Source organism: Rhodococcus sp. NPDC057135, from assembly GCF_042670865.1.
Classification (GTDB): domain Bacteria; phylum Actinomycetota; class Actinomycetes; order Mycobacteriales; family Mycobacteriaceae; genus Rhodococcus_F.
Window position 1 is genome coordinate 1 of the sequence record NZ_JBHUUU010000028.1, and the last position, 26,406, is coordinate 26,406.

Consider the following 26,406-nt stretch of genomic DNA (forward strand, 5'->3'; position numbering starts at 1 on the left):
CAGCCTCTTTGTCTTACGGCATCGGGTTTTTCACCCGAACGCGACTACTTGCCGCGCTTGGCCGGAGCCTTCTTGGCCGGAGCCTTCTTGGCTGCGGTCTTGGCCGGAGCCTTCTTTGCCGGAGCCTTCTTGGCCGGAGCCTTGGCTGCGGTCTTGGCCGGAGCCTTCTTGGCGGGAGCCTTGGTAGCAACCGTCTTCTTGGCTGCGGTCTTGGCCGGAGCCTTCTTGGCGGGAGCCTTGGCGGCAACCGTCTTCTTGGCTGCGGTCTTGGCCGGAGCCTTCTTGGCGGGAGCCTTGGCGGCAACCGTCTTCTTGGCTGCGGTCTTGACCGGAGCCTTCTTGGCCGGAGCCTTCTTGGCTGCGGTCTTCTTGGCAGCAGCCTTCTTGGCTGCAGCCTTGGTGGCCGGTGCTGCTACGCCACGCTTGACTGCCGGGCCGGTGGCCGGAAGCTTCTGTCCACCAGCGATAACAGCCTTGAACTGCGCACCCGGACGGAAAGCCGGAACCGACGTCGGCTTGACCTTGACGGTCTCGCCCGTACGCGGGTTGCGTGCAACACGTGCTGCACGACGACGCTGCTCGAAGACTCCGAAGCCGGTGATGGTCACGCTCTCGCCACGGTGGACGGCGCGGACGATGGTGTCCACGACGTGCTCCACTGCGTCGGTCGCTGTGCGCCTGTCCGAACCCAGCTTTTCAGTCAGAACATCGATGAGCTCTGCCTTGTTCATTGAAATTCCTCCGCTAATTGTGGTCCACCGTCGGACCGACTGAGAACCACGGTAAACCTGATAACGGCAAGAGTCTATGTGCCACGCCAATTCTCATTCAACGTGACTGCGAAATGGTGACCTATTTCTCTTCCCGCGCGGAGTTGCGGATTTCGGTTCAGCCCTGCGAAATTCGAGCCGGAAGGGTAGTCGGTTTCCATGAAGGCCTTGACTTTTCGAACTCGGAAATCGCTTCTACCTGCCGCAATGTCAGTCCGATGTCGTCCAGACCCTCCAGCAGACGCCACCGTGTGTAGTCGTCAATATTGAACGGCACCACCGTAGTTCCGGCACTCACAGTCCGATTCTCGAGATCTACTGTCAATTCGAGTCCGGGCTGCTCTTCGAGCAACTTCCACAGCAATTCGACGTCGCTCTGCTCGACCTGTGCCGCTACGAGACCGGCTTTTCCGGCGTTCCCGCGGAAGATGTCGGCGAACCGCGAAGCGATCACAACCCGAAATCCGAAGTCGGAGAGAGCCCACACGGCATGCTCACGCGAAGAGCCTGTGCCGAAATCGGGACCGGCAACGAGAACGCTTCCCTTGTCGTACGGAGCCAGATTGAGAATGAAGTTGGGGTCGGCACGCCAGCCTGCAAACAGCCCGTCCTCGAATCCCGTGCGCGTCACCCGTTTCAGGTACACGGCAGGGATGATCTGATCGGTATCGACATTCGAGCGTCGCAGCGGGACGCCGATACCCTTGTGCGTGGTAAAGGATTCCATCGAATTTCTCCTCGAGAAGGTAAGTGGGTCAGACCAGATCGGCCGGTGCCGAGAGCGTTCCGCGGACCGCCGTGGCCGCCGCGACGAGCGGGGAAACCAGATGGGTCCGACCGCCTTTACCCTGTCGGCCTTCGAAATTCCGGTTGGACGTCGATGCCGAGCGCTCGCCGGGAGCAAGCTGGTCAGGGTTCATTCCCAAGCACATCGAACAACCGGCCTGGCGCCATTCCGCCCCTGCCGCTGTGAAGATTTCACCGAGACCTTCACTTTCGGCTTGAGCACGCACCCGCATCGAGCCGGGAACGATGAGCATCCGAACACCCTCTGCCACATGGCGACCTTCGAGCACCTCGGCCACCGCGCGCAGATCTTCGATCCGTCCGTTGGTGCACGAACCGACGAACACGGTGTCGACAGCAACATCCCGAAGCGGCATCCCGGCGTCGAGACCCATGTAGGTGAGCGCCTTCTCAGCTGCCTGACGCTCGCTCTCGTCGACGATCAGCTCGGGATCGGGCACACGGTCACCGAGTGGCGCACCCTGTCCCGGATTGGTTCCCCAGGTGACGAAAGGCGTCAATGCGCTTGCGTCGATGTGGACCTCGTTGTCGAATTCCGCACCCTCGTCGGTCTTGAGCAGCTCCCACGCGGCGACCGCTTCGTCCCACTCTGCGCCGGACGGTGCGTGCGGACGACCCTTGATGAACTCGTAAGTGGTCTCGTCCGGTGCGATCATGCCGGCGCGCGCTCCGGCCTCGATCGACATGTTGCAGATGGTCATACGAGCTTCCATCGACAGTTTGCGAATGGCCTCCCCGCGGTACTCCAGTACGTAGCCCTGGCCGCCGCCGGTGCCGATCTTGGCAATGACGGCGAGGATCAAGTCCTTGCTCGTGACGCCGGGAGGCAACTCGCCGTCGACCGTGATCGCCATGGTCTTGAAGGGGCGCAACGACAATGTCTGCGTCGCCATCACGTGCTCGACCTCGCTGGTGCCGATTCCCATTGCGAGCGCGCCGAATGCGCCGTGCGTCGACGTATGACTGTCGCCGCACACCACGGTGGTTCCGGGCTGAGTCAGGCCCAGCTGCGGTCCGACCACATGCACGATGCCCTGATCGAGATCGCCCATGCGGTGCAAGCGAACTCCGAACTCCTCACAATTTCGGCGCAAGGTGTCGACCTGAGTCTTGGACACGGGATCGGCAATCGGCTTGTCGATGTCGATCGTCGGGACGTTGTGATCCTCGGTGGCGATCGTCAGGTCAGGACGGCGCAACGGGCGTCCGGCCAAGCGAAGTCCGTCGAATGCCTGCGGGCTCGTCACTTCGTGAACGAGGTGGAGATCGATGTAGATGAGGTCGGGATCCTGCCCCTCCCCTTTCACGACAACGTGGTCGTCCCACACCTTCTCGGCGAGAGTGCGTGCTTTCTGTGCCATGTCTTCCACCTCTGTACGTAGCCTCGCGTCGGCGGACTACGGGCTGGCCCGCCGCGCGTGAAGTAGGTCCCCAGCTTCTACAGGAGATGCAGGCTGCCCCTGGGAACTGCACTAGCCCTTCAAGAAATGCGCTAGCTCACCAGGAAATGCGCTTGCTCACCAGGAAATGCGGTAGCATCCCACTATGCGAGAAACTGGTATCGACCTATGAGACAGCATAGCGGCATCGGCGTCCTGGACAAAGCAATGGGCGTGCTTCATGCAGTAGCTGAGGAACCATGCAGCCTCACCGAACTCTGTGCACGAACCGGTTTGCCGCGCGCAACCGCCCATAGGCTCGCCGTCGGCCTCGAAGTCCATCGACTCCTCACCCGCGACTCGGACGGTCAGTGGTGCCCGGGGCCCGGACTCGCCGAACTCGCTGCCACCGCTAATGATCCACTCATTGCTGCGGCCGGACTCATCCTCCCCCGCCTTCGCGAAATCACCGGCGAAAGCGTCCAGCTGTACCGCCGAGAAGGCACACAACGCATCTGCGTCGCATCGATGGAGCCGCCGACAGGTTTGCGCGACACGGTTCTCGTCGGGGCTCGGCTGCCGATGAATGCCGGATCCGGCGCCAAGGTCCTTCTCGCATGGGCAGATCCACAAACCCAACGGACCGTTCTCGCCGATGCGTCGTTCGGCGAACGAGTGCTCCTCGAGGTGCGTCGGCGCGGCTGGGCGCAGAGTGCTGCCGAACGTGAGCCGGGTGTTGCCAGCGTCGCGGCTCCGGTCCGCGACTCCGCAGGTGCTGTCATTGCCGCGATTTCGGTCTCCGGCCCCATCGACCGGATGGGTCGACGACCGGGAGCGCGCTGGGCTGCCGACCTTCTCGCAGCTGCCGAAGCGCTCCACAAGCGTCTGTAATTCGTGACACAGTAAGGTCTTCAGATCCTCGAGCACGCAGGAGTACGACGCGACCATGGCAGGAAAGCAGCGTAGTCAGATCACGATGACCGAGGCCGAAGTTTCGAGCTTCGTCGAAAAGAGCCGCACGGCAACGATGGCGACGTTGAGCGCTGACGGAATGCCTCACCTGATCGCGATGTGGTTCGCGATAGTCGACGGCGAAATCTGGTTCGAGACCAAAGCCAAGTCGCAGAAGGCCGTCAATCTTCGCCGGGACGCCCGTATGTCCGTGCTGATCGAAGACGGCCTGACGTACGACACGCTCCGAGGGGTCTCGATGGAAGGCACCGGAGTGATCGTCGAGGATCCGGAAGCCCTCTTCGCCGTGGGAATCAGCGTCTGGGAGCGATACACCGGCCCGTACACCGACGATCTCCGCCCCGCCGTCGACGCGATGCTCCACAAACGCGTCGCGGTACGGTTCGTTCCCGATCGCACTCGTTCGTGGGACCACCGCAAGCTCGGGATGCCTGCGATGCCTCTTTCCGGCTCTACCGCACCGCCGCCGCAGCCCCGAGATTCGTGAGCCGATAAATCACGAGCATTCGAATTCGGGCCGGCGTAGTTTCACCAACAGGCCCAACAACAAGGAGTGAGCATATGAGCGATCTCGACAGCAACACCCCGTCCGAACCCGAATCCCAATCGGAGGAGACCAAACGAAAGTTCCGTGAGGCCCTCGAACGGAAGAATCATCAGAATGCCAAATCGACCGACCATCGCGACGGACAGTCCAAGGTCCACAACACGCATGGCCCAGCCGATCACAAGCGAGAGTTCCGTCGTAAGAGCGGATAGCCCTTGGCGGACAACAGAGTGAGATAACGATCACCCCCAGTCGAATTCGATTGGGGGTGATTGCTTTTCGCGACCCGATGAAGTTTTCCCGGACATACGAAAATACCCTCCGATCAATGATCGGAGGGTATTTCCTTTGTAGCCCCGACGGGATTCGAACCCGCGCTACCGCCTTGAGAGGGCGGCGTCCTAGGCCGCTAGACGACGGGGCCAGGACACGCTTTTAAACGTGGTTTTCAGTCTTGCTCTTGGATGCTCAGCAAGCTTAGCTTGTCTGAGTCCGGCCACAAAATCGACCGGATTTCCGCTGGGGTACCAGGACTCGAACCTAGAATGGCGGTACCAGAAACCGCTGTGTTGCCAATTACACCATACCCCAAGGTCTTGCTCACCAGCCTTGCCCGATCCGCTTCGCTGTTGTGCTCGGCGGCTCGTCTCCGGCCGAAAAGAAGATTACCAGTACCCCTGCCCCAAATACCAAATCGTATGGTCACGGGGGGTTTTTGCTTCATTTTCGGCCGGAAGACCGCCCGATCTAGGCCGTTACGGCTGCCCTACCTGCTCGCAACCGCGCGAGAGAGACGTCGCGACCGAGCAATTCCATCGACTCGTAGAGCGGAGGGCTGATGTGAGAGCCCGTGATCGCCACTCGCACCGGAGCGAAGGCCTTACGCGGCTTGAGCTCCAGATCCTCGATGAGGGCTTTCTTGAGAGCTTCCTCGATGCTTGCCGCCGTCCACTCGGAGACAGCGTCGAGCGCAGCAAGCGATGCGTCCAGAACCGGTCCCGCATCTTCCTTCAGGTTCTTGGCCGCTGCAGCCGGATCGAGGGCAAACGACGCCTCGTCGACGAACAGGAACTTCAGCAGATCCCACGCGTCGGACAGAACGACGATGCGCGTCTGCACGAGGTCCGCAGCAACAGTGAACGTCGCTTCGTCGACGTCGGCGCTGATGTGGCCGTGCTCCACCAGGAACGACTTCAATCGGGCCGCGAAGTCGGCCGGCTCGAGCAAGCGAATGTGCTCGGCGTTGATCGCGTCGGCCTTCTTCTGGTCGAAGCGCGCGGGGTTGGAGTTGACCTTGGAGACGTCGAAGGCCGCCACCATCTCGTCGAGCGAGAAGACGTCGTGATCGTCGGCGATGCTCCACCCGAGCAGAGCCAGATAATTCAGCAGTCCCTCGGGGATGAAGCCCCGATCACGGTGAATGAAGAGGTTGGACTCGGGATCGCGCTTGGAAAGCTTCTTGTTGCCCTGACCCATCACGAACGGCAGGTGCCCGAACGACGGTGTGAAATCGGCAACACCGATGCGGATCAATGCCTCATACAACGCGAGCTGACGCGGAGTCGAGGACAGCAGATCCTCGCCGCGCAGTACGTGGGTGATCTTCATCAACGCGTCGTCGACAGGGTTGACCAGCGTGTACAGCGGAATACCGTTGCCGCGAGTCAACGCGAAGTCCGGGACGGTGCCTGCTTTGAACGTGGTCTCGCCGCGAACCAGGTCGTTCCATGTCAGGTCGTGATCGGGCATCCGGAGTCGGACGACGGGCTTGCGACCCTCGGCAATGTAGGCGGCGCACTGCTCTTCGCTGAGGTCGCGATCGAAATTGTCGTATCCGAGCTTCGGATCGCGGCCGGCAGCCTTGTGCCGCGCTTCCACTTCTTCGTTGGTCGAGTACGACTCGTAGGCCTCCCCCGCGGCAAGCAGCTTGGCTACGACGTCGAGATGCAGGTCACGACGCTCGGACTGGCGATACGGCGCGTGCGGCCCGCCGACCTCCGGGCCCTCGTCCCAGTTGAGCCCCAACCAGCGGAGGGCGTCGAGGATGGCCTGGTAGGACTCTTCACTGTCGCGCTGCGCATCGGTGTCTTCGATACGGAACACGAACGTGCCGCCGTGGTGTCGTGCGAATGCCCAGTTGAACAAGGCTGTGCGCACCAAACCTACGTGCGGGGTTCCGGTGGGTGACGGGCAGAAACGGACGCGTACTTCGCTGTTGGTCATGGCTCACTTGGCTCGGCGATGGTGGATGGTCGTACTACAGGTTAGTCCGGTAGCGCTTCCTCCATCCCCCCGATCACCTACCCGGCAGGACGTTGATTCTCGTCATGTCGCCGTCGTAGTAGGCGAGTAGTCGCTTGTCCATAACCTTTCGCCACAGCGGTGGCACCCACGCGCACACGATCATGACCGCGTAACCCGCAGGAAGTTGCGGCGCTTCGGCCGCACTGCGCAGGCTCTGGTACCGCAGACGCGGATTCGCGTGATGGTCACTGTGGCGTTGAAGCTGATAGAGAAACAGGTTGCTGACCACGTGGTCACTGTTCCAACTGTCCTCTGGTGAGCAGCGAACGTACGAGCCGTCAGGCCTCTTTGCCCGAAGCAATCCGTAATGCTCGAGATAGTTGGCGGTCTCGAGGAACGTGAATCCTGCAATCGCCTGAACGGCCAGCCACGGTGCGATTTCCCACCCGAACACCGCGATCAGGCTGCCGAACAGAACAACGCTCATCGCCCACGCGTTCAGGATGTTGTTCCGCCAACTCCAGGTCCGCCGTCCTTGACGCTTCAGTCGAGCGCTTTCGATCCGCCATCCCGAGCGCAGACCGCCGATGACACTGCGAGGCAGGAAGAACCAGAAATTCTCCTTGTAGCGCGAGCTGGCCGGATCCTCCGGCGTCGCAACGCGGACGTGGTGACCATGGTTGTGTTCGACGTAGAAATGGCCGTAGAAGGACTGCGCCAGCGCTACTTTCGCGAGCCACTTCTCGAGCTTCTCACTCTTGTGCCCTAGTTCATGTGCCGCATTGATTCCCACACCGGCAACAACGCCGGCAGTCATCGCGAGGGCGAACTTCTCCCCCGCAGCCATCGGCGCATTCACCCAGCACCACGCGACGAACACGAGACCGACGTATTGAAGGGGCAGGAACAAGTATGTGCACCAGCGGTAGAAACGATCCTCCTGCAGATGTGGAATCGCTTCGTCCGGCGGACTGTTCCCGTCCTCGCCTGCCAGCAGATCAATCAGAGGAATGACGATGACGATCAGCCACGCCCCGATAGCCCAGAAGAGCCCCAGACTGAATTTGTCGACCAGAAACCAAGCAGCAAAGGGACTGAGCGGCACCAGCAAACCCAACGGCCACAGGTAGCGCTTCTTGTCTCGCCACACCGGCCGCTGCCCGTTCCGCGCGTCCCCAGCCGCCGTCCGGGAGGCTTCCGCGAAAGTCGTCATCTGTCACCACGTTTCTGCGCAATCAACTCGATTGCCCCATCGGCTTCTATCCAGTTATCGGCCACCCTACTGCTCAGCGTTACATTTCAGGGAATTTGGTCTGGTATCGGTTGCGGCAGCAAACCCTCGCGGCGAAGGCCTCCAATCCGGGAAATTCGGTCAAAATGCCTGGGCAGAGCTAACGAAGCTTTGCTTGACTCATGAAACCTGCAGGTCAGTCCCGGAGTGCGATCGGCTGGAGTCGGGCGGCAATCCAGACCACCGTCCAGCCGATAGTTACCATCTTGCAACTTTTCTCGATGGACAACTCGCGAGCTCACAGCACGACGGAGGCCCCATCCGGTAAGGATGGGGCCTCCGTCTTCGTGTGACTGAACGAATCGGGTCAGATCAACTCTTGGCAGTCACCGGGTTCGTGAGCGTGCCGATCCCCGAGACCGTGACCGACACGGAATCGCCGTCGACGATCGGGCCGACTCCGGCGGGTGTGCCGGTGAGGATGACGTCACCGGGCAGAAGGGTCATCACCGCCGAGATCCACTCGATGATCTTCGGAATGTCGTGGAGGAGGAAAGCCGTGCTGCTGTCCTGCTTGACCTGACCGTTCACCTCGGTCTTGATGTCCACGTCGGACGCGTCCAGGCTGGTTTCGATCCAGGGTCCGAGTGGGCAGAAGGTGTCGTGCCCCTTCGCACGCGTCCACTGCCCGTCGTGACGCTGATGATCTCGCGCCGACACGTCGTTGGCGATCGTGTAGCCGAGGACCACGCTCAAGGCCTTCGCCGCGGGAACGTCCTTGCACGGCTGACCGATGACTATCGCGAGTTCACCCTCGAAGTGCACCTCGTTGGAGGTGGGAGGCAAGACGATCGGGGCACCCGGACCGACGATGGACGTATTGGGCTTGAGGAAGATCACGGGATCCGCGGGAGCTTCGCCGCCCATCTCGGCAATGTGGTCGGCGTAGTTCTTACCGATGCAGATCACCTTGCTCGCCAGAATCGGGGCGAGAAGGCGAACATCGGCGAGTGGCCAACTTCGGCCGGTAAATGTGGGATTCCCGAACGGGTGCTCCGCGATCTCCTTGGCGACGAGGGCATCCTCTTCACCTTCGATACTGACGAACGCAACACCATCGGGACTGGCAATTCGACCAAGACGCATGAACGCAAGTCTATCCGGGTGCCGGATACGTCTGACGCGCGCAAGCCGAAAGGCTTACGCGCGTCAGTCTCGTGAGAAGGATCCCTACAGTGCTGCGGTGATCCGGTCACCGATCTCCGTGGTGGAGATGGGGCCTTCGCCTCGCGTTGCCAGGTCCGCGGCAACTACTGCCTCGACCCGAGCGGCGTCGTCTTCGCGACCGAGGTGACGAAGGAGCAGTGCAGCGGACAGGATCGCAGCAGTGGGGTCGGCGATCCCCTTACCTGCAATATCGGGAGCACTACCGTGCACCGGCTCGAACATCGACGGATTGGTACCCGACGCGTCGATGTTTCCGCTTGCGGCCAAACCGATTCCACCGGTCACCGCACCGGCGAGGTCGGTGATGATGTCACCGAAGAGGTTGTCCGTGACGATCACGTCGAAGCGCGACGGGTCGGTGACCATGTAGATCGTGGCCGCGTCGATGTGGCAATACGCGGTTTCGACGTCCGGGAACTCGGCGCCGACGGTCTCGATTGCACGCGTCCAGATCGCGCCCGCATTGGAGAGCACGTTGGTCTTGTGAATCAAGGTGAGGTGCTTGGACCGGGTCTGCGCCAAGGCAAATGCGTAACGCACCACGCGCTCGGCACCGAACCAGGTGTTGATCGACACCTCGGTCGCGATTTCGTGATCGGTACCGACGCGGATCGCTCCACCGTTTCCGGTGTACGGACCCTCGGTTCCTTCACGAACCACGACGAAATCGATCTCCGGCTGAGCCGCCAACGGCGACAAAGCACCCGGATACAGCTGTGCGGGGCGAAGATTCACGTGATGATCGAGCTGGAAACGCATGTTCAGCAGCAGTCCACGCTCGAGGATGCCGGGTGCGACGATCCGCGGATCCCCGATGGCGCCCAACAGGATTGCGTCGTGCTGACGAATCTGGTCCAGCTCGTCGGCCGGAAGCAACTCGCCGGTGGCGTTGTAGCGACGGGCACCGAGATCGTATTCGGTGGTTTCCAGATCCGGAACCAACTTGCCGAGCACCTTGAGCGCTTCGGCTGTGACCTCGACGCCGATTCCGTCACCCGGAATGACCGCAAGCTTCATGGAGTCCTCATCTCAGTAGAACTGTGCGCCTTTATTAACCGCGGGCGGTTAATAAAGGCGCACAGCAAAAACAAATCAGGAAAGGTCGACCTGGGCGACGCGAGCGTCGAGCTGCGAGACGATTGCCTCGACCTCGGTGTCACCGACGACGCGGTCGACGCGCAGGATGACCGTTGCGCCTTCGCCTTCGGCGTCCTGGCTCAACGCTGCGGCGAGAATATCGACGCCCGCGTTACCGAGAACCGTGCCGAGGACACCGAGAACGCCCGGGCGATCGCTGTAGTGAACGACGATGTTGTGGCCCTCGGCGCGCAGGTCGAAGCTGCGTCCGTTGATGTTGACGATCTTCTCGACCTGCTGCAGGCCGGTGAGTGCGCCCGTAACCGAAGTGACCGTGCCGTCGGCGGCAACTGCACGAACCTCGACCGCACTGCGGTGAGCAAGAGCCTCGGAGTGCTTCTCGACCGACACGGTTACGCCGCGCTGCTCGGCAAGTGCCGGAGCGTTGACGAACGTGACAGCCTCGTCGCTGCTGGCGGAGAACACGCCGCGCAGTGCAGCCAGGCCGAGGATGTCGACGGTTTCGGCCGACAGCTCGCCGGTGGCGACAACCTGCACGGTCTGAACTGCCTCGGGCGACAGCGTCGCAGCGAGGAGACCCAGCTTGCGGACGAGCTCGAGCCACGGAGCAACTTCTTCGCCGACGGGGCCACCGGAGACGTTGACGGCCTCGGGAACGAATTCGCCTGCCAGAGCGAGGAGAACACTCTTCGCGACGTCGATGCCTGCGCGGTCCTGAGCCTCGGACGTCGATGCACCGAGGTGCGGGGTGACAACGACGTTGTCGAGACCGAAGAGCTTGGAATCGGTGCACGGCTCGGTGCTGAACACGTCGAGACCGGCGCCGCGAACCTTGCCGGAGACCAGTGCGTCGTACAGCGCATCTTCGTCGATCAGACCACCGCGGGCGGCGTTGACGATGATGACGCCGTCCTTTGCCTTGGCGAGACGCTCGGCGTTGATCAGGCCGGCCGTTTCCTTGGTCTTGGGCAGGTGCACGGAGATGAAGTCGGCGCGCTCGACGAGCTCGTCGATGGTGACCAGTTCGATGCCGAGCTGCGCTGCGCGCGCTGCGGGCAGGTAGGGGTCGTACGCGATGATCGTGGTCTCGAACGCAGCGAGACGCTGCGCGAAGAGCTGGCCGATGCGGCCGAGTCCGACGACACCGACGGTCTTGCCGAGGATCTCGACACCGTTGAACTTGCTTCGCTTCCAGGTGTTCTCACGCAGGGTCTTGTCTGCTGCGGGAATCTGGCGAGCGGTCGACATGAGGAGCGCGACAGCGTGCTCGGCAGCGGAGTGAATGTTGGAGGTCGGTGCGTTGACGACCATCACGCCGCGCTCGGTGGCTGCGGGGATCTCGACGTTGTCCAGGCCGACACCGGCGCGGCCGATGATCTTCAGCTTGGTGCCGGCAGCCAGAACCTCGGCGTCGACGGTGGTGGCGGAACGGACGAGAATCGCGTCGGCCTCGGGTACCGCGGCGAGCAGCGCCGGGCGGTCGGGTCCGTCGACCCAACGCACCTCCACACCGTCACCGAGCGCCTCGACTGTGGACGGCGCGAGCTTGTCGGCGATCAGAACAACGGGACGGCCAGGCTGGCTCACGTGCAAACTCCCTGATTAGGTGGGTGTGAAGGTGGTTTAACCACCGATAGTTTAGTGCGCGCTGACTTCGAATCCACAACGCGGTAGGCAATACCACATAGTGGACACTTTCGCGGGCAAATTCTCGATGCAATATGAATCCGGGCTCAACCAGCCCGGAAAACAACTCCGGCCCAATGCCGCGCTGGTTCAACGTAATTGAACCGGCGCGACATCAGGCCAGTGGAGACGTGGAGCGTGAAACTGCGAATTACGCGGTTTCGGTGATCGGACGATCGACCCAGCTCATCAGGTCGCGCAGCTTCTTGCCGGTGACCTCGATGGGGTGCTCGGCGTTGGCCTTGCGCAGGCCCTCGAGCTCGGTGTTGCCGTTCTCGACGTTGGCAACCAGACGACGGGTGAACTCGCCGGACTGGATGTCGGCCAGGATCGCCTTCATGCGCTCCTTGGTGTCGGCGTCGATGACGCGCGGGCCGGAGAGGTATCCACCGAACTCAGCGGTGTCGGACACCGAGTAGTTCATGCGGGCGATGCCCCCCTCGTACATGAGGTCGACGATGAGCTTGAGCTCGTGCAAAACCTCGAAGTACGCCATCTCGGGTGCGTAGCCGGCCTCGACCATGACCTCGAAACCGGTCTTGACCAGTTCCTCGGTGCCGCCGCACAGCACGGCCTGCTCGCCGAAGAGGTCCGTCTCGGTCTCTTCCTTGAACGTGGTCTTGATGACGCCTGCGCGCGTTCCACCGATGCCCTTGGCGTAGGACAGAGCGAGAGCCTGGCCTTCACCCTTGGGATCCTGGTCGATGGCGATGAGCGCGGGAACGCCCTTGCCGTCGACGAACTGACGACGCACCAGGTGGCCGGGTCCCTTGGGAGCGACCATGCCGACGGTGACGAACTCCGGAGCCTTGATCAGGTCGAAGTGAATGTTCAGGCCGTGACCGAAGAACAGCGCGTCGCCGTCCTTGAGGTTCGGCTCGATGTCGTTGGTGAAAATGCTCGCCTGAGCGGTGTCAGGTGCGAGCACCATGATGACGTCGGCCCACTCGGATACCTCGGCCGGCGTACCGACCGTAAGTCCCTGCTCCTGTGCCTTCTCGCGGGACTTGGAGCCCTCCTTGAGGCCGATGCGCACATCGACGCCCGAGTCGCGCAGGCTCAGCGAATGGGCGTGGCCCTGGCTTCCGTAGCCGATCACAGCAACCTTGCGGCCCTGAATGATCGACAGATCGGCATCGTCGTCGTAGAACATCTCGACTGCCACAGTTCTCAACCTCTCCTTGGATTTTTACGTGTCTAAAAGTACTAGCGGGTGGCCGTGATCGACTTCGGCCCTCGACCGACTGCCACGACCCCGGACTGAACGATCTCCCGGATACCGTACGGATCAAGCATCCGCAGCAGTGCATCCAGCTTGGACCGAGTACCGGTCGCCTCGATGGTGACGGACTCCGGGGAGACGTCGATCACCTTGGCGCGGAACAGGTTCACCGTTTCGATGACCTGCGTGCGCACGCTTGCATCTGCGCGCACCTTGATGAGCACGAGCTCGCGAGCGACGGATGCTTCACCGTCCTGCTCGACGATCTTGATGACGTTGATCAGCTTGTTGAGCTGCTTCGTCACCTGCTCGAGAGGGAACTCGTCGACCGTGACGACGATGGTCATACGTGAGATCTCGGGGATCTCGGTTCCGCCCACCGCAAGGGATTCGATGTTGAATCCGCGGCGGGAGAAAAGTGCGGAGACGCGAGCCAGCACGCCTGGCTTGTCCTCGACGAGAACACTGAGGGTGTGACTGGTGCTCACTTCTGATCCTCCCCTGTGCCCGCGGCGGGTCCGGCTTGCTCGCGCGACATGGCTTCGTGGATGACGGCGGGCTCGGCAACTGCCTCGTCGTCGTCGAACAGCGGCCGGATGCCCCGGGCCGCCATGATTTCGTCGTTGCTCGTTCCGGCAGCGACCATCGGCCACACCTGTGCGTCGGCGGTGACGATGAAGTCGATCACGACAGGCTTGTCGTTGATGGACTGCGCCTCACGGATCGCAGCTTCGACATCTTCTTCGCGCTCGACACGAATTCCGTGGCAGCCCAATGCTTCTGCGAGCTTGACGAAGTCCGGGATGCGGATGGCGCCGTGCGTTCCGAGGTTGGTGTTGGAGTAGCGCTCTTCGTAGAAGAGTGTCTGCCACTGACGCACCATGCCGAGGTTGCCGTTGTTGATCAGGGCAACCTTGATCGGAATACCTTCGAGTGCGCAGGTTGCGAGTTCCTGATTGGTCATCTGGAAGCAGCCGTCGCCGTCGATCGCCCACACCTCGGTGTCGGGCATGCCCATCTTGGCGCCCATGGCCGCGGGAACCGCGTAGCCCATGGTGCCGAGTCCACCCGAGTTGAGCCACGTGCGGGGCTTCTCGTAACCGACGAACTGCGCGGCCCACATCTGGTGCTGGCCGACGCCGGCACAGTAGATGGCGTCCGGTCCCGCGAGCTTGCCGACGGTCTGGATGACATACTCCGGGCTCAGCTGACCGTCGGTGGGGCGGTCGTAGCTCAGCGGGTACGTACGACGGATGTCGTTCAGGTACGCCCACCACACGGTGAGGTCGAACGTGGTACCCGTGGCCATGTCGGCACGGATCGCCTCGATGAGTTCGGTGATGACCTCTTTGCAGTCGCCCACGATCGGGACGTCCGCGTATCGGTTCTTGCCGATCTCGGCCGGATCGATGTCGGCGTGGATGACCTTGGCATCGGGCGCAAAGGAATTCAGCTGACCGGTGACGCGGTCGTCGAAACGCGCGCCGAGGGTGATCAGGAGATCGCTGCGCTGCAGAGCGGCGACCGCGGCAACGGTGCCGTGCATACCGGGCATACCGCAGTTGAGGTCGTGGCTGTCCGGGAACGCGCCGCGGGCCATCAATGTGGTGACGACGGGGATTCCGGTCAGCTCGGCCAATTCGAGCAGCTCCGGCGAGGAGTCGGACTTGATGACGCCGCCACCGACGTACAGCACCGGCGACTTGGCGTCGGCGATCAGACGTGCAGCTTCACGTACCTGCTTGCCGTGCGGCTTGGTGACCGGGCGGTATCCCGGCAGACGCATCTCCGGCGGCCACGAGAACGTGGTCTGCGACTGCAGGATGTCCTTCGGGATATCGACCAGGACGGCACCGGGGCGACCACTGGCTGCGAGGTAGAACGCCTCGGCCATGATGCGCGGGATGTCGATCGCGTCGGTGATCAGGAAGTTGTGCTTGGTGACCGGCATCGTGATGCCTGAGATGTCGGCTTCCTGGAAGCCGTCGGTACCGATCAGCGAGCGCGCCACCTGTCCGGTGATCGCGACGATCGGAACGGAGTCCATCTGCGCGTCAGCCAGCGGCGTGACCAGGTTGGTCGCACCGGGACCCGAGGTAGCCATGCACACGCCGACCTTGCCGGTCGCCTGGGCGTAACCGGTGGCAGCGTGGCCTGCACCCTGCTCGTGGCGCACGAGCACGTGGCGGACCTTGACCGAATCGAAGAGTGGGTCGTAAACCGGGAGCACGGCACCGCCGGGAATGCCGAATACCGTGTCGACCTCGAGCTCTTCGAGGGCTCGAACCACAGACTGCGCGCCGGTTACCCGCTCAGGCGGGAGCTGGCGACGGTTGGCCGTCTGGGTTGCGGCAGCCGCGGTTGTCGGGCTCGGTGTCCCTGACTTGCGCGGCGTTGGTTGAGGCCGTGCTGTTGGTGCGCTCACTGGGAAATCCTCTGATTTGGCTCCGGGCAACAAAAAACCCCCGTCAGCATCTGCTGAGCGAGGGTGGCGCGTCGTTATCTGGTGAGTTGAAAAATCGACTCAGGCGACGACGCGCCGGCCGATTACGAGCAACTCATTCTGTTTCACGCACTCGACAGTAGAGGCGCTAGTCGCGAACGGCAAACTTGGTGAGTCGACCGTCCCAGAATCTGAGATACATCGGCTGCAATGCGAAGATGTAGAGGTGTCAACTTCGCAGCAGCCCGTGCCACCGGCTCAATCATCCCACACGCCGAAACCACTTCGGCACGTCATCCGCATTTCGCAGCTCGCTTACATGGCGTGCGCGTTCCTTCTGTTCGCGGTCAGCTTCCCGATCTTCGGGTGGCCCGTCGCCTTCAGCTGGTTGCTGATCCTTCCGATCATCGCCGTCTATCTCGTCGCGCGACTGCGCACCACCGTCAGCCCTGACGGTCTCGAGGTCCGCTCGACGTTCTCCAAGCGCACCCTCGCCTGGGACGACGTCAAGGGTTTCCGCTTCCCGAAGCGCAGCTGGGCGCGCGCAGAACTCACCGACGGAACCGAGGTGACCTTGCCTGCGGTCAGCTTCGTCAGGCTTCCCGAGATCGCGATCGCCAGCGGCGGCCGCATCACTGATCCCTATGCATCGGCCGCAGAAGCCTTCGCCGCCAAGGAAGCCGAAGAGGAAGACGCAGCGGCAGAAGCCGAAGCAGAAGCCGAGGTCGAGTCCGACAACGCCGACAACGGTTCGGTCCAGCCCGAAGAGAAGCGCCAATAGCACGCGAGTAGCGTTAAAAGGCCCTCGCTTCTATTTGAGTGGATCAGCAACGATCACATAAGGAACACGCCCATGCCCCCGTTGAGGTCACGCACCACCACCATCGGACGTAATGCTGCCGGAGCCCGATCCCTGTGGCGCGCCACAGGAATGACGGATTCCGACTTCGGCAAGCCGATCGTCGCCGTAGCGAACTCGTACACCCAGTTCGTACCCGGCCACGTGCATCTCAAGAACGTGGGCGAGATCGTTGCCGAGGCCATCAGTGCAGCCGGCGGCGTCGCTCGTGAGTTCCACACCATCGCAGTCGACGACGGCATCGCGATGGGCCACGGCGGAATGCTCTACTCACTCCCGAGCCGCGAGATCATCGCCGACTCGGTCGAGTACATGGCAAACGCCCACACGGCCGACGCACTGGTGTGTATCTCCAACTGCGACAAGATCACTCCCGGCATGCTCAACGCCGCGATGCGTCTGAACATCCCAACCGTCTTCGTCTCCGGTGGTCCGATGGAGGCCGGTAAGGCAGTGGTCGTCGGCGGCGTGGCCCAAGCCCCCACCGACCTCATCACCGCGATCTCCGCCTCGGCCAACGATGCCGTGTCCGACGAAGGCCTCGACGAGGTCGAGCGAAGCGCGTGCCCGACGTGCGGGTCCTGCTCCGGCATGTTCACCGCCAACTCCATGAACTGCCTGACCGAAGCCCTCGGTCTCGCATTGCCGGGCAACGGCTCCACGCTGGCAACTCACAAAGCGCGTCACGCACTCTTCTCTCGTGCGGGCACCACAGTGGTCGAGGCTGCCCTCAAGTACTACCGCGACGGCGACGAGTCGGTTCTGCCGCGCAACATCGCGACCCCGGCAGCGTTCCGCAACGCAATGGCTCTCGACGTCGCCATGGGCGGTTCCACCAACACAGTCCTGCACACGTTGGCTGCGGCGCAGGAAGGCGAGGTCGATTTCGACCTCGACACCATCGACGCGATCAGCCGCAAGGTGCCGTGCCTGTCCAAGGTCTCCCCCAACTCGGACTATCACATGGAAGACGTCCACCGCGCCGGCGGAATCCCCGCACTGCTCGGTGAGCTTCGCCGCGGCGGACTCCTCGAAACCGACGTCTCCACCGTGCACACCAAGAGCTTCGATCAGTGGCTCGACGACTGGGACATCCGCTCCGGCAAGGCAACCGACGAAGCAATCGAGCTTTTCCACGCGGCTCCCGGCGGCGTGCGCACCATCGAACCGTTCTCCACGGACAACCGTTGGTCTGCCCTCGACACGGATGCGGCCGGCGGCTGCATCCGCGACGTCGCGAACGCCTACACCGTCGAAGGCGGCTTGGTTGTCCTGCGCGGCAACATCGCACTCGACGGCGCAATCCTCAAGACAGCCGGCATCGACGAGGAACTGTTCTCCTTCCAGGGCCCGGCGCTGGTCGTCGAGTCTCAGGAAGAAGCCGTCTCGGTCATCCTGCAGAAGAAGATCAAGGCCGGCGACGTTCTCGTCGTGCGCTACGAAGGCCCCAAGGGCGGACCCGGCATGCAGGAAATGCTGCATCCCACCGCCTTCCTCAAGGGCGCTGGCCTCGGTAAGGAATGCGCACTGATCACCGACGGTCGTTTCTCGGGCGGAACCTCCGGCTTGTCCATCGGCCACATCTCCCCCGAGGCTGCCGCAGGCGGAGTCATCGGACTCGTCCAGAACGGCGATCAGGTTCGCATCGACGTCGCCTCGCGCACACTGGAGATCCTTGTCGACGACGACGTCCTCGCCGAGCGACGCGCCAAGATGGAGACCTCGGAGCGCCCGTGGCAGCCGGTCGATCGTCAGCGCACCGTGACGACAGCGCTGCGCGCCTACGCCGCTCTGGCAACGTCCGCCGACAAGGGCGCGGTTCGCTACGTTCCGTAAGTTCTGCCACGAATCGAGAAAGATCCCCGGCCGCTTTTCGGCCGGGGATTTTTTCTGTCAGTGTGCGTGCGGCTCGAGATGTGCGTAGCCGATGTGACAGTCACACAAGGTTTTCGGGCAGTCGGACGTGCGGCAACCAACTCAGAACCACGAGAATGCTCGCCAACGGGCCACGGCAGAGGATCGACAGAGTCGGGTTCATTTCGCCTCGGAGTCCGCCATGTCACGCCTGACGCTGTCGGAGAAGAACGCGGGACCGACCGAGTCCGAACACGCCATACCCCCTCCGGTGTTGCATGAGCCTGAACCACAACCCAATCCGATCATCCCGTCGCCGACACACTCTGCCACGACGCGTGATTGACGCTCGAGTGCATCCAGGTACGCGGTGGTCATCTCGCCTACCGCGCCGATACGGGTGAAATGGGACGTGCCGGTACAGCGACAGCACTCCCCTCGCTTCGGAGGCCCACAATTTCGGCGAAGACTGCCGGGGGAGTCGAGGTTGTCCCCCGACTCTGCAATTGCTCCGGCGAGGTGAAACCAGTTGGGTTGATGCAACTCATCGAGAGCAAGACCGACCGACAGGTACCGAATAACCGGGCGACACGCGGAGCACCAACGGAAAGATATGAGCTATCAGACATTTCAGACCGAATCGCGCGTCCGCCTCGTGAGCGAATTCACTTGGACGTAGGGTTCCAGACACCAGCTGATCAATTCAGATACATGAGGGGGGATGACTTTCAGTCAGGTGATCATTTCGGTCAGTTCGAGCGAGCTGACTTGCACACGGCGCTCACCAGTGGTTCCCTCATCAGGTCGCTGAGACGCACATCACAACGACGACAGTCAGCCACCGCCCGTCACCCACAAGGTCGACGGGAAACAACCAAGGAGCAATACATGCCCGGAGTCGGCATATGGCGCACCAAATCCGTCGAGCAATCGATCGCGGACACCGACGAGCCTGAGACAAAGCTCAAGAAGGAACTAACCGCGAAGGACCTCACGGTATTCGGAGTCGCCGTCGTCATCGGCGCAGGCATCTTCACGCTGACTGCTCGAACCGCAGGCAATGTCGCAGGACCCTCCATTTCACTGGCATTCGTTCTCGCTGCCATCGCCTGTGGCCTTGCCGCACTGTGTTATGCGGAGTTCGCCTCCACTGTTCCGGTCGCCGGCAGCGCATACACGTTCTCCTACGCGACGTTCGGTGAGTTCGCGGCCTGGATCATCGGCTGGGACCTCATCCTCGAGTTCGCACTCGCCTCCGCTGTCGTCGGCAAGGGTTGGTCGCTCTATCTCGGCAACGTCATCGGTGCCAGCGGCAGTACCACCGCGCACATCGGATCGATCAGCTTCGACTGGGGCGCACTGCTCATCATCGGAGTGATCACGCTGATCCTCGCGATCGGCACCAAGGTTTCCTCGCGAGTCTCCGCTGTCATCACCGCAATCAAGATCGCGGTAGTACTGCTCGTCATCGTCGTCGGCGCGTTCTACATCAAGAAGGAGAACTACTCCCCCTTCATCCCGCCGTCCGAGGGGTCCGAGAGCTCTGCCAGCGGAATCCACCAGACATTGTTCTCCTGGCTGACCGGTGCCGGCGGAAGCAGCTACGGCGCATACGGATTGCTCGCCGCAGCCAGCCTCGTGTTCTTCGCATTCATCGGATTCGACGTCGTTGCGACCACGGCCGAGGAAACCAAGAACCCGCAGAAGTCGTTGCCGCGCGGAATCTTCGGCTCGCTTGCCATCGTCACCGTGCTCTATGTCGCCGTCACACTCGTCCTCACCGGCATGGTCAAGTACACCGAACTCAAGGACGGCAGCCCACTGGTCGGCGATTCCAGCGCCACCCTTGCCACCGCATTCGAGGCAAACGGAATCGGTTGGGCACAGACGGCCATCAACTTCGGTGGCCTGGCCGGCCTGACAACAGTCGTCATGGTCATGATGCTCGGCCAGACCCGCGTCCTGTTCGCCATGTCCCGTGACGGTCTGATGCCGCGCAGCCTGGCCAAGACCAACGCCAAGGGCATCCCGATACGCATCACTCTGATCGTCGGCGGCATCGTTGCTGTCCTGGCGGCCTTCTTCCCCATGGGAACGCTCGAAGAGATGGTCAACATCGGCACGCTCTTCGCATTCGTCCTGGTCTGCGTCGGCGTTATCGTCCTGCGCCGCACCCGCCCCGACCTGCCGCGCGGATTCCGCGTCCCGCTGGTTCCCTTCGTTCCGATCGTCGCCGTGCTCGCCTGCGGTTGGCTGATGCTCAACCTTTCGGTCGAGACCTGGATCCGCTTCCTCGTCTGGATGGCCATCGGTGTGCTCGTGTACTTCGCGTACGGACACCGCAAGTCGGTCCTCGGCCGCAAGCTCAAGGACGGAACAGCCATCCCGTCTGCGAATGCCGATCCGGTACTCGTCAAGGACTGATCTGTCACAAACGAACCGCCGCCTTCCGATTCGGAAGGCGGCGGTTCGTTTTGGTTGTGCGAATTTCAGATGAGCGGATTGGCACCGTTCAGGAAGATCCAGGTGCACACGCCGGCAGCGATGCCCAGAATCAAGACCACGAGCGACCCGACAAACGGGCGGGTGGCCCAGCCTCGACGACCATCCAGTGCGATACGGCCAGGACCCGTCAAGATGATGACGCCGGCGCAGATTCCCAGCAGCATCTCGTATTCGGTACCGGCCGGGGCGAAGTACTCGAGACCCGGGGCGCTCGCCTGACGCAGCGCCCACGCATTGATCATCACGGCCAGAACCGACGCTGCCGCAACGGGAGTCAGCAACCCGAGGATGAGGAGCGCGCCACCCGCGACCTCACCGACGGCGCCGAGTATCGCCATCCACTTCGCCTGCTGGAACCCGGCATCCGCCAGCATCGTCTCGAACCCGCCCAGACCCGGCCCGTTCCAGATACCGGTCAACTTCTGCAGACCGTGCACCAACGCAGTTCCACCGACGGCCAACCGCAGGGCAAGCAAGCCGAGGTCGAGAGTGCCTCGACTCCGCGGAGCCTCCGTTGTACCTGCCACCGTTGTACCTGCCACCGCTTCGGCGGTGGGGACGGCGGCGATCGGAGCGTCGTACGCCGTCTCACGCTCGAGAGCCACCGTCGGTTGATCCGCGCCCGGCGCTCGATACGTCGGTATCTGTTCGGTGAGGGAGTTGGCGTTCGTGGAACCGAAGTCAAGATCGTCGTCGGTACGCGGCAACGGGTTTTTGGCGCTCACCGTCGGAAATTGTTCGGTGGGCGAATCATACGGACTGGACACATTGCCCGTCGGCTTGTCCGCATCCGACAACTCGCTGGGATCTTTTCGCTCGTCAGTCACGTAGGTGAGCCTATGACCGATTCACGAACTCGACGGGGAACCTTGGTCCGGCGTGGCGGCATCGGCCGTGGGTTACGTAACGTCTTGGGCATGACTACGGGTAGGCATGCAGCGCTGGGCGCACTGGCTCTGGTGCTCGGAACATCGTTGCTCGCAGGTTGCGCCGACTTCGACGAATCGACTGCCTCGCCGTTCACACCCGAGCCGACCAACCAGGCCAGCGCCGAAGTGCAGCCGGAGAATCCGCCGCCCTCGACCACGCCGCCGGCGCCGCGAACCGGCCCTCTCGGCCCCTGTCAGGACGCCGACACTGCCGTGATCGCAACCTGTCTCGACACCACGGGTGGGCTCGTCACACTCCCGGACGGGAACTCGGGGTTGGTCGCCGAACGTCGGACCGGCCGAATCATGCAGGTGGCGCCCAACACGACGCCCGTCGAGGTTGCCAAGATCGACGTCGACGGCAGCGGCGACGGCGGACTGCTCGACATCGCCCTCTCCCCCACATTTGTCGAAGACAATCTGATTTATGCCTACGTCACCACCGGTACCGACAACCGGGTGGTCCGCATCGCGCCGGGCGACACCGCAAAGGAAGTCCTCGGTGGAATTCCACGCGGCGCAAGCGGCAACGGCGGGTCACTGGAGTTCGCGGCCCCGGACCAACTCATGGTCCTGACGGGCGATACCGGAAACCCTGCGGTTGCTCAGGATCCCGGCTCGTTGGCGGGGAAATTGTTGCGAGTCCGATCGTTGACGCCCAACGCCGCGCCGCCTCGCCCGGAAGTTGTTCTGTCCGGAATCGGGAACGGCGGCGGCGTGTGCGTGGATCCGGGTATCGCGACGTGGGTGACCGACCGAACCACGCTCGAGGATCGCCTCCAACGTGTCGGCTCCGACGGAACGGTGACGTCCCCCGCTTGGACGTGGCCTGACCGACCCGGCGTCGGAGGGTGCATTGCGGCGCAGGGAGTGGTAGCTGTCGCGCTGGGGGCCGGCAAAGCGATCTCGGCGTTGGCCGCCGATCCGGGAACAGGAGCAGTTACGACCGCGCCGTCGGCAGTGGCGAAGGACACGTACGGCCAACTGGGCGGGTTGGCACTCGGATCCGACGGTTTGATGTGGGCGAGCACGATCAACAAGACTGCGGGCGAGCCGGGGCCGAACGACGACAAGGTGGTCAAGATCCCCATGCCGAGTGGCAGTGGTGGGATCGACTGAGCCTCGATCGCCGAGCACCATGTCTGTTCGGTCACGGTTTCACCGTCGACCGCGAGGTTTGAAACAAACAGGGCGGCGCGCGCGTCGAGGATCGCCAGATCCTGTGCCGGTCACGAATCACCGTGCGCGATAAACCCGGCGACAGCGAGCGCATCCCAGCCATAATGGGCGTCGTCCTCGACCGCGGTAAAAGTCTCTCCCACGGAAAACGGCAACGGCTCTCCATCGCCCGCGCCTTGCTCTCTCCGGCAAGCCTGATCCTGATGGGTGAGCCGACTGCCCATCTGGACCGTGTGAACGAATACGGATTGATGGAGAATCTGCTCGAAACCCGATGCACTCGAAGCCTTTTCATAATCGCTCATCGCCTCTCCACTGTCACACGCGCCGATCGGATAGTCGTTCTCGACGGCGGCACCGTTGCCACGACCGGAACGCACGAACAGCTCCTCGACACATCCCCGACCTAACTCCATGATGACGTCACCCCCGCTGATCTCGACGCCACAGCCATCAGAGGAGTAAACCTGTTGGCCAACAAAGAAACTGACTACCTCCTCGATCACCGATGAACGGCTGATGCCTCTCCGAACCATGCAGTTCACACTAAAATCGATTGGCTCCGGATATCAGCGTGCGCCAGCTGAATAACCGTCTTGACCTATTGAGACCAAGATCGTTTTGCGCCCTGCGGTGCTGGCGTTCGTCGCAATCCGGCGTCGCGACGTGGTGGCCCATCAGCAGTACGTCGCGCTCACCTGTGAACTGGTCTGCTCGGCCCCGCTTCTACGGATCGGATGTATAACGGTCGGGCAGTTCTGGGGCACCAAAGAGAGGATCAACCTCACCGAAAGTGCCTGGGCAGGACCGTTTCTCATCACGTGCGCGATTGCGTACACACGCCTGAACGACACGGGGCGCAGCCGGGCGGCAGCGCAATGATCAGTGGCCGGGTCCTCCGACTCGCGGGGGCAGCGGCCGCGATCGGCACGGTGGCGCTCGTCGCGGCCTCGAGCAGGACCACCTGGGACAGCTGGACGCCCGAGTGGTTCACCCCGGGTTGGTGGCCGCTGATCATTCTCGCTCTTGTGCCTTACCTGGCTCAGACGATCCTGTGCGCTGCCGGTGTTCGTCAGCGCTTTCCCCAACACCTCTCGCCACCACGATTCACTTTCTTCGCATTCCGGCAGCTCACACTCTTCATCAGAATTTGCTTGCCACTGGCAGGTAGATGACCTAGTGTTACCCACGGTTACACACACTATGTGTCTCAGAACACAAGAAGGGTCGGATGGCTATGCCGATCGCACCGTCCCGCCTCCGCCGCTACGCCGTCTCGGCCTCTGCACCACTCGCGTACTTAACTCTTCGGTCTGCGGTGGCCGAGTTCAACGCTCCGCGGGCAATGCGGCCCTCCTACCCTCTGAAAGGTCGACATGACTGACTTCGACGCGATCGTCATCGGTTCGGGTTTGGGCGGCTCGTCCGCGACTGCCCACCTCGCCGCGGTAGGCAAGCGTGTTCTGATGCTCGAGCGCTACTCGGTGCTCGGTGGCAGTTCGCATGTCTTCCGGCGCCAAGGACAGTGGGAATTCGATTGTGGTGTCCACTACCTCGGTGATTGCGGTCCTGACGGGCACATCCCTACCCTGATGCGTGGCCTCGGACTCGACGACCGCATCTCGTGGTTACCCCTCGACTCTGATGCGTTCGACACCTTCCGCGGGCCGGATCTCGAGTTGAAAGTGCCGGTGGACTGGGACGCTTTCGAAGCCAACCTCGTCGACGCGTTTCCGCACGACGCCAGGGGGCTGCGACAATTGGTCAAGGTCCTGCGCGCACTGAGCCGGGACTGGAACCGCGACCTCACCCCCGCCAGTATGGCTAATCAGAACCGGTGGCTACTCGGAGTCGGCGCCGCCGCGACTTTCGCGTACCTGCCAGTTGTCAGCCTGTTCCTCGCCTGCCGACTAAGCCCGCGAACGATTTTCACGTTGGGCATCTACTGCGGCCTTCTCGGGTCGACGCCCAGCAAAACCACCTCGACGGTGTACGCCGTCCTTCTGAATCTGTATATCGAAGGCGGCGCCTACTTTCCACGCGGCGGCGGTCAGGCTCTTTCGGCTGCGTTTGCCGAAGTGACTACCACTCACGGTGGAGTGATCCGACGCAACACCGCAGTCGAGAAAATCCTTGTCGACAACGGCAAGGTGCGCGGTGTGCGACTCAGCGGAGGCGAGATCGTGACCGCGCCGGCCGTCGTTTCGGCGGGCGACGCGATCCGCACTTTCACCGACCTCGTCGACGACGAACACATTCCGGTCCTCTACCGTCGACGCGTCGGGGCCTTGCGTATGGGGCTGCCCTTCATCAATGCCTACTTCGGAGTCGAGTTGGATCTTCGATCGGCGCCGAACGGCAACATCTTCGTCATTCCGAACTGGGACGACTGCAAAAACCTGGCAACCCTCGCCCTGACCGAACGCCGCCTGTTTCACGGCCTTCGGTACGGACGTGGGAGTGGCCGCGACTGGGCTGAGCAGTTCGCAGCCCGTGGCCCGACGTTCGTGCAGTCCTCCACACGTCGGGATCCGGACCACCACACCAGCGCGCCAATGGGTCACGGCACCCTCGAAGTGCAGTCGATCGTGCCGCACAACCCCGCAATGTGGGGAGTGGACGGATACGACGTAGCAAAGCACGGCTACCGCCAAGACGCCACATACAACGACATCAAGGAAATCTTGATCGAGGGCATGGCGCAGCGCATCGAGGTGGCATACCCCGGGGCCTCGTCGGCGATCAAGTTCGTCGAACTTGGTACTCCCGCAGCTCAGGAGCGGTTCGTCGGAAACTCCAGCGGCGCACCATTCGGTCTGGCACCGCTCGCCTCACAAACCGGTGCCCTGCGACCGGGCACAAAGACTCCGATCGAAGGCCTCTACCTCGCAGGAACCAACACACCCTGGGGACCGGCGACAGAAGGTGCGATGCTCAGCGGCCGACACGCCGCCAGTGCCGTCGTCGGACGCGACCTCGGCGCCGAGGTGCGCGGCGGGGCAGTACTCGCCGACCGATCAAAACTCCGACCATGGCCCAAGAATTTCGATGCACTCCGAGCGGTCAGCAACGAGTTGGACACGCAACCGGACCTGGCGGGCACTCAACACGTGTTCGGTGTCGGCGGTCAGCATGCGTAATCTCGCGTCGAAGGGGTTTCGGAATTCGAGCCCGATAGCGTCGGTGGATCGCTCAGTCGAGTCAACACGCGGCATGCAATGGTGATGTCGAAGCTCGCCAAATGGCAGCTGGTCGCTCTCGTCGCCGTCGCGCTACTCGGGTTGATCTACGTCGGCGCGAAATACGTACGGCTGGACAATCTTCTGGGATTCGGCCAGTACACGGTCAAGACCGAACTCGCGACGTCCGGCGGCATCTTCACCAATGCCGAAGTGACCTACCGCGGTGTACCCGTCGGACGCGTCGGCGACATGTCCCTCACGTCCGAGGGAAT

24 protein-coding genes and 2 tRNA genes are annotated in these 26,406 nt (G+C 62.5%); 11 read left to right on the plus strand and 15 right to left on the minus strand.

The annotated features are described in order from the left end of the window. Window positions 1-44 precede the first annotated feature (44 nt). From ACFT1A_RS30440 to leuC, 3 genes are all read right to left on the minus strand, one after another. The gene (locus ACFT1A_RS30440; protein WP_378450043.1) at window positions 45-731 is read right to left on the minus strand and encodes an HU family DNA-binding protein; all 687 of its coding nucleotides are present in this window, start codon (window positions 729-731) and stop codon (window positions 45-47) included. A 157-nt stretch (window positions 732-888) separates the two neighbouring features. Then, entirely contained in the window at window positions 889-1,497 is a 609-nt protein-coding gene (gene leuD, locus ACFT1A_RS30445; protein ID WP_230812838.1) for a 3-isopropylmalate dehydratase small subunit, read from the minus strand. A gap of 28 nt (window positions 1,498-1,525) precedes the next feature. Beyond that, entirely contained in the window at window positions 1,526-2,947 is a 1,422-nt protein-coding gene (gene leuC / locus ACFT1A_RS30450; RefSeq protein WP_317555338.1) for a 3-isopropylmalate dehydratase large subunit, read from the minus strand. Window positions 2,948-3,145: 198 nt separating this feature from the next. On the opposite strand from leuC, the gene ACFT1A_RS30455 reads away from it, so the two are divergent. The 3 genes from ACFT1A_RS30455 (at window position 3,146) to ACFT1A_RS30465 (ending at window position 4,687) form a co-directional block, all read left to right on the plus strand. After that, window positions 3,146-3,847 carry an IclR family transcriptional regulator gene (locus ACFT1A_RS30455; RefSeq protein WP_007729342.1) on the plus strand — a complete coding sequence of 234 codons (702 nt, stop codon included), beginning with the start codon at window positions 3,146-3,148 and terminating at the stop codon, window positions 3,845-3,847. A gap of 55 nt (window positions 3,848-3,902) precedes the next feature. Further along, complete coding sequence (locus tag ACFT1A_RS30460; RefSeq protein WP_378450044.1) at window positions 3,903-4,415, plus strand: pyridoxamine 5'-phosphate oxidase family protein; 513 nt, start codon at window positions 3,903-3,905, stop codon at window positions 4,413-4,415. A 74-nt stretch (window positions 4,416-4,489) separates the two neighbouring features. Next, window positions 4,490-4,687: a DUF5302 domain-containing protein gene (locus tag ACFT1A_RS30465; RefSeq protein ID WP_007729345.1), complete on the plus strand. Its 198-nt coding sequence runs from the start codon at window positions 4,490-4,492 to the stop codon at window positions 4,685-4,687. A gap of 139 nt (window positions 4,688-4,826) precedes the next feature. Here the strand turns inward: ACFT1A_RS30465 and ACFT1A_RS30470 are convergent. From ACFT1A_RS30470 to ACFT1A_RS30515, 10 genes are all read right to left on the minus strand, one after another. Next, a tRNA-Glu gene (locus tag ACFT1A_RS30470) sits at window positions 4,827-4,899 on the minus strand. Between the two features lie 95 nt (window positions 4,900-4,994). Continuing rightward, window positions 4,995-5,066: transfer RNA gene (locus ACFT1A_RS30475), tRNA-Gln, on the minus strand. Window positions 5,067-5,222: 156 nt separating this feature from the next. Beyond that, window positions 5,223-6,698, minus strand: coding sequence for a glutamate--tRNA ligase (gene gltX / locus ACFT1A_RS30480; protein WP_378450045.1), 1,476 nt, complete (start codon window positions 6,696-6,698; stop codon window positions 5,223-5,225). 73 nt (window positions 6,699-6,771) lie between these two features. Further along, complete coding sequence (locus ACFT1A_RS30485; protein ID WP_378450046.1) at window positions 6,772-7,932, minus strand: alkane 1-monooxygenase; 1,161 nt, start codon at window positions 7,930-7,932, stop codon at window positions 6,772-6,774. A 390-nt stretch (window positions 7,933-8,322) separates the two neighbouring features. Next, window positions 8,323-9,096 (minus strand): fumarylacetoacetate hydrolase family protein, encoded by a 774-nt coding sequence (locus tag ACFT1A_RS30490; protein ID WP_230812824.1) that lies wholly within the window; start codon window positions 9,094-9,096, stop codon window positions 8,323-8,325. Window positions 9,097-9,180: 84 nt separating this feature from the next. Next, window positions 9,181-10,194, minus strand: coding sequence for a 3-isopropylmalate dehydrogenase (locus ACFT1A_RS30495; protein WP_003944691.1), 1,014 nt, complete (start codon window positions 10,192-10,194; stop codon window positions 9,181-9,183). 75 nt (window positions 10,195-10,269) lie between these two features. Beyond that, window positions 10,270-11,862, minus strand: coding sequence for a phosphoglycerate dehydrogenase (gene serA, locus ACFT1A_RS30500; protein ID WP_378450047.1), 1,593 nt, complete (start codon window positions 11,860-11,862; stop codon window positions 10,270-10,272). A 250-nt stretch (window positions 11,863-12,112) separates the two neighbouring features. After that, window positions 12,113-13,114 (minus strand): ketol-acid reductoisomerase, encoded by a 1,002-nt coding sequence (gene ilvC, locus ACFT1A_RS30505; protein WP_172436500.1) that lies wholly within the window; start codon window positions 13,112-13,114, stop codon window positions 12,113-12,115. A 53-nt stretch (window positions 13,115-13,167) separates the two neighbouring features. Next, entirely contained in the window at window positions 13,168-13,671 is a 504-nt protein-coding gene (ilvN, locus tag ACFT1A_RS30510; RefSeq protein WP_003944718.1) for an acetolactate synthase small subunit, read from the minus strand. Then, window positions 13,668-15,608, minus strand: coding sequence for an acetolactate synthase large subunit (locus ACFT1A_RS30515; protein ID WP_378450048.1), 1,941 nt, complete (start codon window positions 15,606-15,608; stop codon window positions 13,668-13,670). The genes ilvN and ACFT1A_RS30515 overlap by 4 nt, the downstream gene beginning before the upstream one ends. Before the next feature lie 265 nt (window positions 15,609-15,873). On the opposite strand from ACFT1A_RS30515, the gene ACFT1A_RS30520 reads away from it, so the two are divergent. Beyond that, entirely contained in the window at window positions 15,874-16,407 is a 534-nt protein-coding gene (locus tag ACFT1A_RS30520) for a PH domain-containing protein (protein ID WP_378450054.1), read from the plus strand. Between the two features lie 72 nt (window positions 16,408-16,479). Next, window positions 16,480-18,321 (plus strand): dihydroxy-acid dehydratase, encoded by a 1,842-nt coding sequence (gene ilvD, locus ACFT1A_RS30525; protein ID WP_230812822.1) that lies wholly within the window; start codon window positions 16,480-16,482, stop codon window positions 18,319-18,321. A 198-nt stretch (window positions 18,322-18,519) separates the two neighbouring features. On the opposite strand, the gene ACFT1A_RS30530 is transcribed toward ilvD, so the two are convergent. After that, complete coding sequence (locus tag ACFT1A_RS30530; protein ID WP_378450049.1) at window positions 18,520-18,717, minus strand: hypothetical protein; 198 nt, start codon at window positions 18,715-18,717, stop codon at window positions 18,520-18,522. A gap of 510 nt (window positions 18,718-19,227) precedes the next feature. Here ACFT1A_RS30530 and ACFT1A_RS30535 point away from each other — a divergent pair. Beyond that, on the plus strand, window positions 19,228-20,763 hold the full coding sequence (locus ACFT1A_RS30535) for an amino acid permease (RefSeq protein WP_230812819.1): 1,536 nt from the start codon (window positions 19,228-19,230) through the stop codon (window positions 20,761-20,763). Between the two features lie 65 nt (window positions 20,764-20,828). Here the strand turns inward: ACFT1A_RS30535 and ACFT1A_RS30540 are convergent, their stop codons facing one another. Next, window positions 20,829-21,671 (minus strand): DoxX family protein, encoded by an 843-nt coding sequence (locus ACFT1A_RS30540; RefSeq protein ID WP_378450050.1) that lies wholly within the window; start codon window positions 21,669-21,671, stop codon window positions 20,829-20,831. A 90-nt stretch (window positions 21,672-21,761) separates the two neighbouring features. Between ACFT1A_RS30540 and ACFT1A_RS30545 the strand changes: the two genes are divergently transcribed. The 5 genes from ACFT1A_RS30545 to ACFT1A_RS30565 form a co-directional block, all read left to right on the plus strand. Continuing rightward, on the plus strand, window positions 21,762-22,892 hold the full coding sequence (locus ACFT1A_RS30545; protein ID WP_378450055.1) for a PQQ-dependent sugar dehydrogenase: 1,131 nt from the start codon (window positions 21,762-21,764) through the stop codon (window positions 22,890-22,892). A gap of 164 nt (window positions 22,893-23,056) precedes the next feature. Then, the gene (locus ACFT1A_RS30550; RefSeq protein WP_378450056.1) at window positions 23,057-23,362 is read left to right on the plus strand and encodes an ATP-binding cassette domain-containing protein; all 306 of its coding nucleotides are present in this window, start codon (window positions 23,057-23,059) and stop codon (window positions 23,360-23,362) included. 468 nt (window positions 23,363-23,830) lie between these two features. Beyond that, window positions 23,831-24,127 carry a hypothetical protein gene (locus ACFT1A_RS30555; RefSeq protein WP_378450051.1) on the plus strand — a complete coding sequence of 99 codons (297 nt, stop codon included), beginning with the start codon at window positions 23,831-23,833 and terminating at the stop codon, window positions 24,125-24,127. Between the two features lie 201 nt (window positions 24,128-24,328). Beyond that, window positions 24,329-26,092, plus strand: a complete 1,764-nt coding sequence (locus tag ACFT1A_RS30560; RefSeq protein ID WP_378450052.1) for a phytoene desaturase family protein — start codon at window positions 24,329-24,331, stop codon at window positions 26,090-26,092. Between the two features lie 78 nt (window positions 26,093-26,170). Beyond that, a partial coding sequence (locus ACFT1A_RS30565) for an MlaD family protein (RefSeq protein WP_378450053.1) occupies window positions 26,171-26,406 on the plus strand: 236 nt, incomplete at its 3' end.